Raw genomic sequence first — 14,698 nt, 5'->3', positions numbered from 1 at the left:
CCAAAAAAGCATCTTGTGCATTTTCCGTACTGGCCTTGCATACTTCGGCGGAAAATGTTTCGATCTGCTTGCGTTCATCCTGCACAAAAAGTTCGCAATCAACTCAATCCGTGTAAAGAAATTCTGTAGGCAAACTTGTTTGCACGAACACTTACTTCAAGTCGTCAAGAGTTCCAAAGACAGGCTTTGTCGCCCCGGTTGAACTTGAAGAAGGCTTGCGTCGCACGATTGACTATGAGTTCGTGAAGAAAGTGCAGGGGCATACTTTCAGCTGCGAGTAGTTAATTTTTATTTCATATTTGCTTTACAAATGCAACTTTTTGTATTATTTTGTTTAATATGAGTACAACAGCGACAAACATAAGAATTGATTCACAGTTAAAATCTGAGGTTATTCCTCTTTTTGAAGGATTGGGGCTTTCTTTGTCTCAGGCTATAACTCTTTTTCTCCGCCAGTCTGTTTTGCGTAATGGGCTTCCGTTCAAAGTTGAATATCCNNATTCCAAGGAACTGCTTTCAGCTGTTGAGGAGGCAAAAAAATTGGAGAATTCAAAAGAAACAACTCGCTATACTGACATGGAAAAAATGTGGGCGGACTTGGACAAGTGATTTATGAAGTGATCTGGACTAGTCAGTTCAAAAGATCATATAAGCTGGCAAAGAAAAGCTTTTTGCTATCGAAAGACAAAAAGCACGCTTACTCTGGTATTGGTTGAAACTGGCTCTCACTCCGATTTGTTTGGTAAATAGAATAGCATTTCGTTGCTTTGGTAAAAACTTTGTGCTATCTTTTAATTGCTCTTGTCTTACAGGAGGTGCTTTTATGTCTTATGCAATTTTAGAGAAGTATAATATTCTGACAGATGAGTTAAAATCAGAAGTGAATGATTTTATTGATTTTCTTCTGAGAAAGAATACTTCTAATCCCGGACAGTTTTCTAATAACATTGTTTTGTCGAAAACATCGCCTTCTGCCACATTGAAAAAGATTCAATCTCTTTTTGAAGAAGATAAAGGATGGAACTCCGAATCAGAAATGATTGAGGATATGAGACAGTTCAGACAGAGCAGGGCGAAGTGAAAATTTTTATTGATACAAATGTCCTTGTTTCAGCCTTTGTTTTTGGCGGTACGGCTGGTAAACTTTTTGAATTGTTGTTTGATAATGAATTTGAGCTTCTTGTTTCTGAATATGTTGACAAGGAATTCAAAGATAAACTCGAATTAAAGTGGCCAGATAAGGCAAGCACAATTTATGAACTGTATCATACATTGCCAATAAAATTCTGTAAAAGTACAGAAAAACAGTTTGGAACTTTAAGGGATAAAAAAGATATTCCAGTTCTGAGCGATGCAATATTTAATAACGCAGATATAATTCTTTCGGGAGACAAAGACTTTTTGGAAGCAGATATAGAGAATCCCTTGATATTTTCACCAAAAATGTTATTGGATTTTCTTATAAAGAAGGAATAAAGTTTCACCTCTGTTTTACAAAATGCAATAGGTTCTCACTCCGATTTGTTTTGAAAATAAACATTAACTTGTAAATTTTTACACAAAAAATAATTTTTTCTCTCTCCCATTCACCTGCCACATTTCCGGCAGGTCATTTTTGTTGTCGTCAGCTAATTTTTAGAAATACACATCTCATTTTTCATAGGAGAATAAAATGAAAAAAGCGCTTATCACTGGGATTACCGGGCAGGACGGCTCGTTTCTTGCGGAATTCCTTTTGGACAAAGGTTATGAGGTTCACGGAATTATCCGCCGTTCCTCGTCGTTTAACACAGGCCGGATTGAGCATCTTTACATTGACGACCTGATTGAGGATATGCACAAGAACCGCAAGGTTTATCTTCACTACGGCGACCTTACCGACAGCGAGAGCATGATACGTCTTATCCGTGAAATCAAGCCGGATGAAATCTACAATCTTGCAGCTCAAAGCCATGTTCAGGTTTCTTTTGAGGTACCGGAATTTACTGCGGACACTGACGCGACAGGCGTTCTTCGCATTCTTGAGGCGGTTCATTTCCTTGGAATGGAAAAAACTTGCAGGATTTATCAGGCTTCTACATCCGAGCTGTTCGGGCTTGTTCAAGAAGTTCCGCAGAAAGAGACCACGCCGTTTTATCCGCGCTCGCCTTATGCCGTTGCAAAACTGTACGGATTCTGGATTATGAAAAACTACCGTGAAAGCTACGGAATGTTCTGTTCAAACGGAATTCTTTTCAATCATGAGTCGGAACGCCGCGGAGAAACTTTTGTCACAAGAAAAATCACTCTTGCCGCAAGCCGTATTGCAAAGGGATACCAGAAGCGTCTTTATCTTGGCAACCTGAACGCGCTCCGCGACTGGGGATACGCAAGGGATTACGTTGAATGTATGTGGCTGATTCTTCAGCAGGAAAAGCCGGATGATTTTGTTGTTGCGACAGGCGAGCAGCATTCTGTCCGAGAATTCTGCAAGTGCGCTTTTGCAGAGGCTGGAATCGAGATTGAGTTCAAGGGCGAAGGTGTTAACGAGAAGGGCTATAACAAGGCTACAGGCGAATGTCTTATAGAAGTTGACCCGAAATATTTCCGCCCGGCGGAAGTTGAGACACTTCTTGGCGACCCGACAAAGGCAAAGAAAACCCTCGGCTGGAATCCTACAAAGACATCGTTCAGGGAGCTTGTGCACATAATGATGCAGCACGACCTTGATTACGTTGAAAAGGAAAGGACTCTGCACAAAAGGTAATTCTTGTCATTTCGTTTTCCGCATGTTAATATTAATGAAAAATAGGAGGCTAAAAATGACATTAAGGGTTGTGTTGGAATACGACGACGCTGTTAATTCTTGGGCGGCATATTGCCCGGAGCTTCCTGGAATAAATTCATGCGGAGCGACTTTGGAGGAAGCTTCTGAAAATTTCAAGGAAGCTGCGGAACTTTTCTTTGAACCGTCAGATTTTCAAGTGCCTGCCGAATCAAAAGTGCTGCAGATGGTTATTTAGATGCCGGTCAGACTGTCTTCAAAAGAAATTGTCCGTATCTTGAAGGACAATGGATTTGTATTAATCGGACAAAAAGGCTCGCATCAGAAGTGGCATAATGCGGAACTTGGCGCGACAACAATTGTGCCTTGCCACGGAAATAATCAGCTGCCTATCGGAACACTTTATTCTATAATCAGGGCTTCAAAACTTGAAAAGTCTTTGTTCGGATTTTAATAAAGCTTATCAGGATTAATAAAAATGCAAAAATCATCAAAAATTTACGTAGCGGGACATCGCGGACTGGTCGGCGGTGCGATTCTCCGTGAACTTCAGGCGCGCGGCTATACGAATATCATTACAAGAACTCACAGCGAGCTTGACCTTCTGAATCAGGCGGATGTTAACAGATTCTTTGAGGAAGAAAAACCGGAGTACGTTTTTCTTGCTGCGGCTCATGTTGGCGGAATCGGGGCGAATTCAGCTTATCCTGCGGATTTTATCTATCAGAACATGGTGATTGGATTCAATGTCGTTGAGGCGGCGCGCAAAAACGGCGTAAAAAAGCTGATGAACCTCGGCTCGACCTGCATCTATCCTAAAATGGCTGAGCAGCCGATAAAGGAAGAGTCTCTTCTTACAGGTCCGCTTGAGCCTACGAATGACGCTTACGCTCTTGCAAAAATCAGCGTGATAAAGCTCTGCACGGCGTACAACAAGCAGTTCGGAACAAACTTCCTTTCTGTGATGCCGACGAATCTTTATGGAATCGGCGACAATTATGAGCTTGCTGGAAGCCACGTTTTCCCTGCGATGATTAGGAAATTTCACGAGGCAAAGGCGAGCGGCGAGGATGTCGTTCACCTTTGGGGCGACGGCTCTCCGTTGCGCGAATTCCTTTTTGCAGGCGACTTGGCGGATGCGGTTGTCTACCTTATGGAAAACAAGAACGCAGAAGATTTGCGAACTCCGACTGGAGACTTCGTGAATGTTGGAACCGGAAAGGAGCTGACAATCAGGGAGCTTGCCGAGACAATCCGAGCGGTTGTTTATGCTGATGTCGCAAAAGACGGAAGAACTTGCCGGATTGAGTGGAATTCCTCAAAACCGAACGGAACTCCAAGAAAACTCTGCGATGTAACCCGCCTGAACAACCTCGGCTGGAAGGCAAAAGTCGAGGTCCGCAAGGGAATTGAAATCAGTTATGACGACTTTCTGCATGGAAAGGTGCGAAAGTAAACATCATTTTTTTTAGCAAAATAAAAGTAAAAGGCTTCGATATTGTTTAGTTACCGAAGCCTTTTTTATATATTTAATTGTTGTTTTCTTTTATTGTATTAGATGGTTGTTTGATGAAAATCTTTGGGAGAAATAAATCATAAAATATTTTGGTTGAAGTCGGTAATTATAATAATTTAAAACATAGTTCAAATGAATATGCATATAGAAAACTTGTTCTTGAGCCGCTGTCGTCTAGTGTTCAGTTGAAATTGATAAAAAAATATAGTGGAAAATCATTTTCTTTTTATATGACTTGCATATTGCCTATATATCCTGATTATTCAAAAAATGATTGTATTCATCCTTCTTTTATAGTTGAAACTTTGGACGGGATAAAAATATTAAAAAATGGTAATTGGAAACTTGTACTGCTAAAGATAATTATTGCTTTAGTTTTAGTTTGATATGTGGCTATTGTAAACTTGTTATGCTGGAAACTCCGGTAGAATATCAACACAAAGGATTTGCAGGGGCTGCATTGTGGATATCATTATCGAGTATAACAAATTTATAGAAACAGAGTCGTATCAGATGTTAAAATATTTAAGAAAAATTAGATATATTGCGGGTGAAGCTATACCTTGTGGAAATTGTGCATTAAACTTTGAAAGACTAATAAATTTTTATAAAAAAAATGGATTTTCCGTTAATGACACAAATAAAATACTTTTGATATTTGAAAAGTGATTTTTGATGGCATTTTGATTTCTTTTTATATTATGTTGCCGATTCTATCAGCAATAGAAGAGTAGATTTAAGGAGAAAATATTTTTGGAAATAACCGACCTTTTTAACAATATAAAAGACGTTTTTAATAAACCTGTTTATCTTATCAAATTTCTTTCGATAGCCATAGTTTTTGACATTAGTTCAGTCCTTGCTGCTCAAGAAAATTTGATTTTGTTTTATTTTTCATTTGATAAACATAGAATAGAATGTGTTGAATCATTAGTCAGATTAGTGTTTTTAGGGACGCTTATATGTTTTTGTGTAAAAATCATAATAGGTGGAATTTGCAGGATTGCTTTGGCACATTGGAAAAAAGAATATATTTCTAATGCAAAAGAAAATCTTTCTGTTGAAAATGCTATAAGAATTGCAGAGCGGAAAAATAATGAATTTGCATATAAAAAATTCTCTGAATGTAAACAGGCAATTTTTCAAGAACAGTCGATGTTTTGCGATATTGCGATTAACTTTTTGCTGGCTATTGTATATAGTCGCTTTTATCTTAGAGGTCTTACTGCTTTTAATTTGATTAAGATGCCGATATTATTTCTCGTGGTTCTGGTTTATTTTGTGATTTTAGTAATTATAATACTGACTCTTCTTAACAAGAAACTGTCGTACAGTACTGATTTCAATTTGGATTCTTGATATTATTTGTAACTCAACGGCTTTGGTAACATTTTGTTGCCGAAGCCGTTTTTTTGCACACGCATTTCTTTGGTTTTCAACTTTATTTTTCCCATTGAAGAAACCATTTCTTAGCGGTAAAATAAAAATATTATGGCTAAGAATCTTTCGGAGCTTTTGGGCTCTTTTGACTATATTTCCGTGGAAGGTGACGGAAAAACTGGATGTATCCTTTCTTCGGACTGTGTAATTTCTAACCTTGCTTTTGACAGTCGCGATGTTTCTGTGGGGTCGCTTTTTTTTGCGCTTCCGGGAACTCATACTACTGGTAATATTTTTATCAGTGACTGCATTAAAAAAGGTGCGGCGGCTGTTATTTTTCAGGACGATTTTGATGAAAAAACGGCTTTGGAAATTCAGAATGCCCTTCAAAATTCCAAGAATAAACCTGTTTTTTTACGCGTAAAGGACAGCCGTAAGGTTATGGCGCCTGTTGCAGCCTGTTTTTTTGATTATCCTTCTCAAAAACTCGGTGTTATCGGTGTTACTGGCACTGAAGGCAAATCTTCAACTGTAAGTTTTATCTGGCAGCTTTTGCGTCTTAACGGTCATAAGACTGGCTTTATTTCTACCGTTCAGTATTCTGTTGGCGGTGAAGCCCTTGCTAATCCTCAGCATACTACAACTCCTGAAGCTCCTGTAATTCAAAATTATCTTGCTCAAATGGTTCAGAACGGCTGTGAATACGCTGTAATCGAAACTTCAAGCCATGGTCTTTCTCCTAAGCTCAACCGTACTGGAAATATTGATTTTGACTGTGGTGTTTTTATGAATGTTACTCTCGAGCATCTTGAATTTCATAAAACTTTTGAGCAGTATCGCGACGACAAGGCTAATCTTTTTAGAAAACTTGACGAAAATTCTCACCAAAAAACTATTCTAGGAAAAAAAGTTGCTGTTCCTTCTTTTGGAATTGTAAATCTCGAGGACGAATCTGCCTCTTTCTTTATAAAAGCTACAAAACAGCCGGTTATTGGCTTTACAACGGAAGGCAAGGCCGGAAAACAGGCTGTCGCTGGTCTTGAAGAACAAAAGCCGCTTCCTCCAGTTCCTCCTTCTATTCCTTATCTTGTTGGCCGTAACATTGCGAGCGCGGCTTATGGGCTTTCGTTTAGCATTGTTGAGCCGAATCTTGTCGATAAAAATTCAAAACCTGTTGCCGCAGGCGTAATCCATATCAAGGCTTCTCTTCCTGGTGCTTTTAACGCATACAATATTATGGCGTCTTTGATTGCCGTTAGCCGTCTGACTTCGACCCCGCTCGAAAAAGTTGCAGAAAAAGTTTCTGAACTTGTGCCTGTAAAAGGCCGTATGACGGAAATTGACGAAGGCCAGCCTTTTGAAGTTATCGTGGATTACGCCCACACTCCTTCTAGTTTTGAAACTATTTTTCCGCCGTTAAAAAGACGCGCTTCTGGAAAGATTATAAGTCTTTTTGGTTCTGGCGGCGAACGCGATTTAAAAAAACGTCCTTTGCAGGGCGCTATTGCCGCTCGTTTTTGCGACGTTGTGATTTTGACTGATGAAGATCCGAGAGGTGAAGACAGTGTTGCTCTTCTTGAGCAGATTGCTGTTGGTGCAAAAAAAGAGGGCAAAGTTTTGAATAAGGATTTGTTTATAACTGCTGACCGTCCGTCGGCAATTCGTCAGGCTTTTAAAATGGCTAAAAAAAATGATATTGTTCTTTTGCTTGGAAAAAGCCATGAAAATTCAATCATTTATAAAGACGGACCTCATCCTTACGATGAAATTTCTGAAGCAAAAAAGGCCCTTGCAGAAATGGGCTACAATGCGAATTATGGGAGATAAAAAATAAAATGAATGTGACTGTTATTTACGGCGGAAAGTCTGGCGAACACGAGGTTTCTCTGGTTTCTGCGGCTTCTGTTGCTAGAAATATCGACAAAAAACATAAAATCACCCTGATTGCAATTACAAAGACCGGAAAATGGTTTTTGCAGCCGGAAACTGAGCTTGAAAGAATCAGAAACGATGAAAAATCTCATTTTGAAATAACCGAAGACAAAATAAATGAGGTTTTTGCAATTCCTGGCGGTGGAAAACAAAGAGCCTTTGTCGTAAACGGATGCGAAATTCCGTGCGATGTGGTTTTTCCGGTTTTGCACGGAACTTTTGGCGAAGACGGAACGATTCAGGGGCTTTTTGAAATGATAGGCGTTCCTTATGTCGGATGCAGTCCTTTGGGTTCTGCAATTACGATGGACAAAGAAAAAACAAAAGCTGTGCTTGAAAATGCCGGAATTCCTGTTGTTCCTGGAATTTGCGTAAGAAGAAGCGACCTTGCTGACTGGAAAAAATACGATGAAATTTTGGAGAACGCCCAAAAAAAGCTTGGTTTTCCGATGTTTGTGAAGCCTTGTTCTGCAGGTTCTTCTGACGGAGCTAATCTTGCCGTTGACCTGCGTCATTTGAACAGCGCAATTATTGATGCTTTTGATTGGGACGATAAAATTCTTATTGAAAAGGCTGTAAATGCCCGCGAAATTGAATGTTCTGTAACTGGAAATCCTACAATCTGTGATGGACAGAAAAGTTTTGAGGTTTTGACGGCTTATGGCCCTGGAGAAATTGCTCCTAAGCATGATTTTTATGATTATGACGCAAAGTACAATGACCCTGACGGCGCTGAGCTTTTGATTCCTGCGCGGCTCGAAGAAGATAAGCTGGAAGAAATTCGGAGTTTGGCAAAAAAAGCGTATGCTGCGCTTGATTTGTGCGGATTGAGCCGTGTTGATTTTTTTATGGACAAGGATTCTTCTGAAATTTATTTGAACGAAATAAATACAATGCCTGGTTTTACGCAAATTTCGATGTTCCCGAAGATGTGCGCAAAATTTGGGCTTGATTTTACTGCGCTGACTGAACTTTTGATGAACGAAGCTCTGTCAAAATTTGAAGCGGCTTCTAAATTAAAGACATCGCGCTGATTTTTTTAGAAAAAATTCTGCGTTAGCGGGTGGAGTGGCGGCTGTGCCGTTCCGGGGCTTTGCGCCGGAATGAAACCACGCAACACGCGGCCTGCCAAAACTGGCAGGAAACGCCCGTCTTAAAAATTTTATTGGAGACAAAAAATGGCTGATTTGAATGAACCTCTTCCTCCTGTTCCGAAAATTTATCCGGAAGGCTGTTTTTTTGACAAAATCGAGGACATTGCCGGAAAGCACGTTGTTGTTATGGGACTTGGGCTCAACGGTGGCGGCGAAGCGAGCGTGCGTTTTTTGCTTAAACATGGGGCTTACGTTCTTGTTACGGACATGAAGACGGCTGAACAGCTTGCTCCGACAATAAAATCGATTTCGGAAGACCGGGAACTTGATAAAAACCGGCTGACCTACCGTCTTGGCGAGCATAAAATCGAAGATTTTGAAAATGCGGACTGTGTAATTAAAAATCCTGGCGTAAAATACGACGGAAATAAATTTTTGGCTGCTGCAAAGGCGATTGAAACGGACATCAGCCTGTTTTTGCATTTTACTAAGGCGCCGATTATTGCGGTTACCGGTTCTAAGGGAAAAAGCTCGACTGTGAGCGCGATTTACTATGGTTTGAGGGAAGCTGGTTTTGAGGCGTTTCTTGGCGGAAATATTACTGTAAGTCCGCTGACTTTTCTTGAAAAAACGAGCGGAACTACTCCTGTTGTGCTTGAGCTTTCGAGCTGGCAGCTTGCCGACTTGCACGGAAGAAAAGCTCTAAAACCGCACATTGCGATTATTACGAAAATTATGCCTGACCATCAGAATTTTTATCATTCGATGCTTGCCTATGTCGCTGACAAAAAGCTGATTTATGCTGACCAGACTAAGAAGGACTTTACGATTCTTGATTTTGATGATGATGCGGCTTGTGACGGCGGAACTTTGATTGACAACTGGGGAAATATTTTTGCAAAAGAGACAAAGGCCCAGGTTTTGAGATATTCTAAGTCAAAATTGCCGGAAGGCGTTTTTGGCGTATGGCAGGATAAGAATGGAAATGGAATCTGCCGTCTGCCGGAAAAACTTTTGAGCCGTTATGCGCAAGGACACGGAAAAACAACCGATACAATTTTGAAGGAGCTTGTTGTTCCTGGCAAACATATGCGTCTTAATGTTTTAAACGCCGCCCTTGTTCTTGAGCTTATGGGTGTTGCTCCTGAGCAGACTGTCGAGATTTTGGGAAAATGGCACGGAATTGAACACCGTCTTGAATTTTTTCATTCGTACACGGTCAAATATAAGTCGGGAAATTCCTGTGTCTTTAGGTTTTACAACGACAGCGCGGCGACTGTGCCTGAGGCGGCGGCGGAAGCAACCCAGGCTTTTGGAAAACCTGTTGTTTTTTTGACTGGCGGAACGGACAAGGGGCTTGATTTAAGTCCTGTTGCCGATGCGATTTCTAAAAGTACGGCTTTTAAACCTTCTTCGATTTATATGCTTGAAGGAAGCGCCAGCGACAAGATGATCTGCGATTTTAACAGGGCGAATATTTCGTTTAACGGACCTTTTAAAAATCTTGACGAAATGCTCAAGTCTCTAAAAACCGATATTTTGTCAAAGAATTGTTCCGGTGAAAAAGTTGTGGTTTTTAGTCCGGGCTCTACGAGTTTTGGAATGTTTATGAACGAATTTGATCGCGGAAATCAGTTTAAGGCGAAAGTCCGCGAGATTTTTATATAGACGGAATACAAGTCCTGGAGAAAAAAAATAGCCATGAAAAATACTGGAAAACTGCATGTAAATCTTATCGCCCTTGATTTGGACGACACTCTTTTAAACGACGAGCGCAAGATAAGTGACAGAAATGCAGAAATCTTAAAGCGATGCGCCCAGCGCGGAATTTACGTTGTTTTGTGTTCTGGCAGGGCAGAAGACGGAATCAAGCCTTTTGTAAGCAGACTGAATATTGCTGCCTTGGAAAGCGGAAAATATGTAATTGCAATAAACGGTTGCTCTATTTTTGACATGCACAAGCGTATTCAGATTTACAAAAAAACTGTGAGTGGCGAAGTCCTTTTGGAAGCGCATAAAATTGCTGTTGAAGAAGGTTTTGAAACAGAAGTTTATTCTGACGGCAAGGTTTTTTACAGCAAGGAGACGGACTGGACCTTGCGCGATGTCAGAATGTGCGGATTAAATGGAGAGGAAGCTCCAGATTTTGAAAAATTTTTGCTTGAGAACCAGAATTCATTTTTTAAAATGCTGATTCCTGGAGAACCTGAAAAAATTCAGGAACTGCAAAAAAAATTGAAGGCCAGCCTTGGTGAAAAAGCTGTAATTTTTACGAGCAAACCTTATTTTTTGGAAATTTTGCCGCCGGATTGTGGAAAAGGCGAGGCGATTGAATGGCTTTCTTCTTTTATAGGCATTGACCACAGCACGACTCTTGCCTTTGGCGACAGCATGAATGACGAAAGCATGATTGAAAAATGCGGTTACGGAGTTGCAATGGTGAACGGAAACGAGCACATAAAAAGTATTGCGGATTTTGTGACGGAAAAAACAAACAATGATGACGGTGTTGCAGATTTTATAGAAAAATATATTCTGTAAGTTTTTTGTAATTAAGATTTTTGATGATTTAGCCAGAATGTCGAATTTTGAAAGGAACAGTCATTTAAGAGCCATTTCCGTGCTGCGACACTGCGATATTTACGTAGCAAACTCGGTTAGGAATTTGTCGGAACTTTTCAATAGAAGATTATCGGCTCAAGCCCGATGATGGCATTAAATTATAAAACTCGAAATTAAGGGTATTTAAAACGAAAATGGGCGTCTAAAGACAATTTCTATCTTTGGACGCCCATTTTTTTATGGTTTGTCAATACTTAATTATTTTTTCCAAGGATTTTTGCGGATGAATGTCTCGTCGCGTTCGTATCCTACGGAGATTATTCCGACTGGAGTTTTGCAGTAGTCTTCGATAAATTCAACATATTCGCGCGCTTCTTTTGAAAGTTTTGAATATTTGCGGATTTCTTTGAGGGATTTTTTCCATCCTGTAAATTTCTGGAGAACTGGTTTTGCGTTTTCCATGTCTTCAACATTTGCCGGGAAGTCTGTCACGATTTTTCCGTTGATGTCGTAGGCAATGCAGGCTTCAATCTGTTCCATTGGATCGTAAATATCGAGATGTGTCAAAACAAGGCTGTCGATTGAGTTTACACGGCAGGCATAGCGCAATGCGACAAGGTCGAGATAACCGCAACGGCGTGCTCTTCCTGTTGTTACACCGTATTCACGTCCAGTGTCGCGTACTTTGCGGCAAAGCTCGCTTTCTGCTTCGTCCGAATCATTGAATTCTGTCGGCATTGGACCGTTTCCTACGCGAGTTTCGTAAGCTTTAAAGACGCCTAAGATTTTGTCTAAATCATGTGGACCGATTCCGCAACCTGTTGCAGCGCCAGCAGAGCATGAAGCTCCAGAAGAAACATAAGGATATGTTCCTGAATCAATGTCGAGCATTGCGCCCTGCGCACCTTCAAAAAGAATGTTGCTTTTGCGGTATTCGTACATTTTTTGAGTAAGGTCAACGCGCATTTTTATAAGCTGATCTTTGTATTTGTTGATGAATTCTAAATCTTCGCCCTCAAATTCATCCATTTTTTGTTTCCAGTCGAGGTCTGCAAGACGAATGCCGTCGCGCTGTGCTTTTTCTGAATAGGCGATTCCAATTCCGCGGCCTGTTGTTCCAATCGGGCGTTTGCGCTGAGAATCGCGATCTTTGTCCATTTGGCGGTAGCGTGGAAGAATAATGTGTGCACGGTCAGAAATAAAAACACGTCCTTCCCAGTTGATTCCGTTGTCTTTGAGCATCTGGAGTTCGTTAAAAAGTGCTTCTGGATCGATGACCATTCCAGCGCCTAAAAATACAGATTTGTTTGGATAAAGAATTCCGCTCGGAACTTGATGAAGCGCAAACTGTTTTCCGTCAACTACGATTGTATGACCTGCATTTGGACCGCCTGCGTAGCGAACAACGTATTCAGCATCTTCGGCAAGGTAATCAACGATTTTGCCTTTTCCTTCATCACCCCACTGGGCACCAATTACAACGACCTTCATAAAAAGCTCCTGCAAAACAAAAAACTAAATTTGTGTCGCCTCTGCAAGGGTTCTCACAAACGGCACTAATTTTATCATAAAAAAAGTTCTTATTCAATTAAACAAGACATTAAATAGACGTAGCAGGAAAAGCCTGTGCTGTTTTTTTCTGCACGCCGCTTAAAATCAGTTTTTCTCTCGCAGTTCTACACGACGGATTTTGCCAGAAATTGTTTTTGGAAGGGTTTCGGCAAATTCGATTATGCGGGGATGTTTGTATGCCGCCGTTTTTGACTTTATAAACTCAAAAAGCTCGAGTTTTAGCTCTTTTGTAGGTTCAAAGCCTTTGTTTAAAACAACGGTTGCTTTTATTGCCTGGCCGCGTTTTTCATCTGGAATGCCAGTTACTGCACATTCCAGAATCGCTGGATGCAAAAGAATTGCGCTTTCTACTTCAAAAGGACTTATTCTGTAGTNNNCTATAAACCAAATGTAGCCGTCTTCATCGTAATATGCAACGTCGCCAGTGTAATAGTCGTCTCCGTTAAATGCTTTTTTTGTCTGTTCTTCATTTTTATAGTAGCCGGAAAAAAGTCCTGTCGGGCGCTGACCGTGCAGATGGATGACAATAGAGCCTTCTTCGTTTGGAGGGCATTTTGTTCCGTCTGACCTGACAATTTCCAAATCATAGCCAGGAGCAGGCTTGCCCATTGAGCCTGGTTTTATTTTCATTCCGGGAAAATTTCCTGCAAGAACGGTGGTTTCTGTCTGGCCAAATGCCTCGTGCATTTCGNNNATATACTTTCTCGTAAAGTTCTGGAGGAAGGGCTTCGCCTGCCGTCACAATGTGCTTTAAGGCTGACAAGTCGTATTTTTTTATGTCGGCTTTAACCATAAAGCGGAAAGTTGTCGGAGGCGCACAGAAAGTTGTAACGCGGTATTTTGAAATAATTTCGATTGTTTTTGATGGCGAAAAAGTTGCCATATCGTAAACCATTACCGCAGAACCGCAGATCCACTGTCCGTAGAGTTTTCCCCACATAGCCTTTGCCCAGCCGGTTTCTGCGACCGAAAGATGAAGTCCTCCGTCCATAACGTTCTGCCAGTATTTAGCAGTAACAATGTGTCCAAGAGGGTAGGTAAAGTTGTGCTGAACCATTTTTGGGTTTCCGCTTGTGCCGGAAGTAAAGTAAACGAGCATTGTGTCGCTGTTTTCTGTCGGGCGGGTGTTTTCTGAATCAAAATCTCTGGCCTTAAAATTTTCAATTTCGTCATAATAATTGAGCCAGCCGTCGCGATTTTTTCCGACTGTTACAACATTTTTGACTGTCGGTGAATTTTTGAGGGCAGATTCAATTCTTGTCTGAACCTCCTCATCTTCGTACGAAACTATCATTTTGATTTCGGCGGCATTTGTTCGGTACTCAATGTCTTTTGTTAAAAGCTGGTTTGTTGCAGGAACGGCAATTGCTCCGATTCTGTGCAGAGCAAGCAGAAAGAACCAGAATTCGTAGCGGCGGCGCAGAATAAGCATAACTGTGTCGCCTTTTTTGATTCCGTGGAACTTCAAAAAATCAGCAGTTTGCTTTGAACGTTCCGAAATTTGGCTGAAAGTAAAGTAATGGCTTTTTAGAGTGTCGTCGCACCAAACCATTGCCAGTTTTGAAGGAACAGTTTGCGCATAGCGGTCTACAATATCGTAGGCAAAATTGAAATTTGCAGGAATTTTAAGTTTAAAATTTTTCTTTAAATCCTCGTAATTACTGTATACTGTTTCGTCCTGAACGAAATCTTTGTAAAAGTTCATTTTTAGTCCTAAAATTATATTTAATGTGCATCCTCCTAGTTAGACACGAATTTTTTTTAAAGGTTGCAGAAAAACTTATTTAGCCCAAACTTCGAGTTTTATGATTTTATGTCGTTATCGGGCTTGACCCGATAATCTATTGCACTTTTTTTGCAAGATTGCCGTGTCAAGCA

General features: G+C 40.6%; 13 protein-coding genes and 1 pseudogene. 12 read left to right on the top strand and 2 right to left on the bottom strand.

Annotated features, from left to right (window positions below; all coding sequences use genetic code 11):
- The first annotated feature begins 339 nt into the window (after window positions 1-339).
- From B3Y13_RS06120 to B3Y13_RS06065, 12 genes are all read left to right on the top strand, one after another.
- A complete protein-coding gene (locus B3Y13_RS06120) occupies window positions 340-609 on the top strand; it encodes a type II toxin-antitoxin system RelB/DinJ family antitoxin (RefSeq protein WP_296693336.1) in 270 nt (89 codons plus the stop codon).
- A 214-nt stretch (window positions 610-823) separates the two neighbouring features.
- Entirely contained in the window at window positions 824-1,081 is a 258-nt protein-coding gene (locus tag B3Y13_RS06115) for a hypothetical protein (protein ID WP_296021713.1), read from the top strand.
- Window positions 1,078-1,476, top strand: a complete 399-nt coding sequence (locus B3Y13_RS06110) for a putative toxin-antitoxin system toxin component, PIN family (RefSeq protein ID WP_296689700.1) — start codon at window positions 1,078-1,080, stop codon at window positions 1,474-1,476. The genes B3Y13_RS06115 and B3Y13_RS06110 overlap by 4 nt, the downstream gene beginning before the upstream one ends.
- Before the next feature lie 196 nt (window positions 1,477-1,672).
- Entirely contained in the window at window positions 1,673-2,746 is a 1,074-nt protein-coding gene (gene gmd, locus B3Y13_RS06105; protein ID WP_296693334.1) for a GDP-mannose 4,6-dehydratase, read from the top strand.
- A 55-nt stretch (window positions 2,747-2,801) separates the two neighbouring features.
- Entirely contained in the window at window positions 2,802-3,002 is a 201-nt protein-coding gene (locus B3Y13_RS06100) for a type II toxin-antitoxin system HicB family antitoxin (protein WP_296021693.1), read from the top strand.
- On the top strand, window positions 3,003-3,218 hold the full coding sequence (locus B3Y13_RS06095; RefSeq protein WP_296693331.1) for a type II toxin-antitoxin system HicA family toxin: 216 nt from the start codon (window positions 3,003-3,005) through the stop codon (window positions 3,216-3,218).
- 24 nt (window positions 3,219-3,242) lie between these two features.
- The gene (locus B3Y13_RS06090) at window positions 3,243-4,220 is read left to right on the top strand and encodes a GDP-L-fucose synthase family protein (protein WP_296693329.1); all 978 of its coding nucleotides are present in this window, start codon (window positions 3,243-3,245) and stop codon (window positions 4,218-4,220) included.
- An 813-nt stretch (window positions 4,221-5,033) separates the two neighbouring features.
- Window positions 5,034-5,639, top strand: coding sequence for a hypothetical protein (locus B3Y13_RS06085; protein ID WP_296669018.1), 606 nt, complete (start codon window positions 5,034-5,036; stop codon window positions 5,637-5,639).
- 132 nt (window positions 5,640-5,771) lie between these two features.
- A complete protein-coding gene (locus B3Y13_RS06080) occupies window positions 5,772-7,487 on the top strand; it encodes a Mur ligase family protein (RefSeq protein ID WP_296693326.1) in 1,716 nt (571 codons plus the stop codon).
- A gap of 8 nt (window positions 7,488-7,495) precedes the next feature.
- On the top strand, window positions 7,496-8,626 hold the full coding sequence (locus B3Y13_RS06075) for a D-alanine--D-alanine ligase family protein (RefSeq protein ID WP_296669021.1): 1,131 nt from the start codon (window positions 7,496-7,498) through the stop codon (window positions 8,624-8,626).
- 144 nt (window positions 8,627-8,770) lie between these two features.
- Window positions 8,771-10,354, top strand: coding sequence for a UDP-N-acetylmuramoyl-L-alanine--D-glutamate ligase (murD, locus tag B3Y13_RS06070; protein ID WP_296693324.1), 1,584 nt, complete (start codon window positions 8,771-8,773; stop codon window positions 10,352-10,354).
- A 33-nt stretch (window positions 10,355-10,387) separates the two neighbouring features.
- Window positions 10,388-11,227 carry a Cof-type HAD-IIB family hydrolase gene (locus B3Y13_RS06065; RefSeq protein ID WP_296669024.1) on the top strand — a complete coding sequence of 280 codons (840 nt, stop codon included), beginning with the start codon at window positions 10,388-10,390 and terminating at the stop codon, window positions 11,225-11,227.
- A 279-nt stretch (window positions 11,228-11,506) separates the two neighbouring features.
- Here B3Y13_RS06065 and purA read toward each other — a convergent pair whose 3' ends face one another.
- Together purA and B3Y13_RS06055 are read right to left on the bottom strand one after the other, a co-directional pair.
- Window positions 11,507-12,739 (bottom strand): adenylosuccinate synthase, encoded by a 1,233-nt coding sequence (purA, locus tag B3Y13_RS06060; protein ID WP_296693322.1) that lies wholly within the window; start codon window positions 12,737-12,739, stop codon window positions 11,507-11,509.
- Window positions 12,740-12,904: 165 nt separating this feature from the next.
- A pseudogene (locus B3Y13_RS06055) lies at window positions 12,905-14,525 on the bottom strand (AMP-binding protein).
- Window positions 14,526-14,698 lie beyond the last annotated feature (173 nt).

The organism is Treponema sp. UBA7567 (assembly GCF_002476655.1).
In the GTDB taxonomy this organism is placed as follows: Bacteria; Spirochaetota; Spirochaetia; order Treponematales; family Treponemataceae; genus Treponema_D.
This window is presented reverse-complemented; position numbering and strand designations above follow the sequence as displayed.

What these genes read in the sequence shown, in the direction of transcription:
- B3Y13_RS06115 (WP_296021713.1), top strand. Translation starts at nt 824, where the DNA reads ATGTCTTATGCAATTTTAGAGAAGTATAATATTCTGACAGATGAGTTA.
- B3Y13_RS06090 (WP_296693329.1), top strand. Translation starts at nt 3,243, where the DNA reads ATGCAAAAATCATCAAAAATTTACGTAGCGGGACATCGCGGACTGGTC.
- B3Y13_RS06100 (WP_296021693.1), top strand. Translation starts at nt 2,802, where the DNA reads ATGACATTAAGGGTTGTGTTGGAATACGACGACGCTGTTAATTCTTGG.
- purA (WP_296693322.1), bottom strand. Translation starts at nt 12,739, where the DNA reads ATGAAGGTCGTTGTAATTGGTGCCCAGTGGGGTGATGAAGGAAAAGGC.
- murD (WP_296693324.1), top strand. Translation starts at nt 8,771, where the DNA reads ATGGCTGATTTGAATGAACCTCTTCCTCCTGTTCCGAAAATTTATCCG.
- gmd (WP_296693334.1), top strand. Translation starts at nt 1,673, where the DNA reads ATGAAAAAAGCGCTTATCACTGGGATTACCGGGCAGGACGGCTCGTTT.
- B3Y13_RS06080 (WP_296693326.1), top strand. Translation starts at nt 5,772, where the DNA reads ATGGCTAAGAATCTTTCGGAGCTTTTGGGCTCTTTTGACTATATTTCC.
- B3Y13_RS06075 (WP_296669021.1), top strand. Translation starts at nt 7,496, where the DNA reads ATGAATGTGACTGTTATTTACGGCGGAAAGTCTGGCGAACACGAGGTT.
- B3Y13_RS06065 (WP_296669024.1), top strand. Translation starts at nt 10,388, where the DNA reads ATGAAAAATACTGGAAAACTGCATGTAAATCTTATCGCCCTTGATTTG.
- B3Y13_RS06095 (WP_296693331.1), top strand. Translation starts at nt 3,003, where the DNA reads ATGCCGGTCAGACTGTCTTCAAAAGAAATTGTCCGTATCTTGAAGGAC.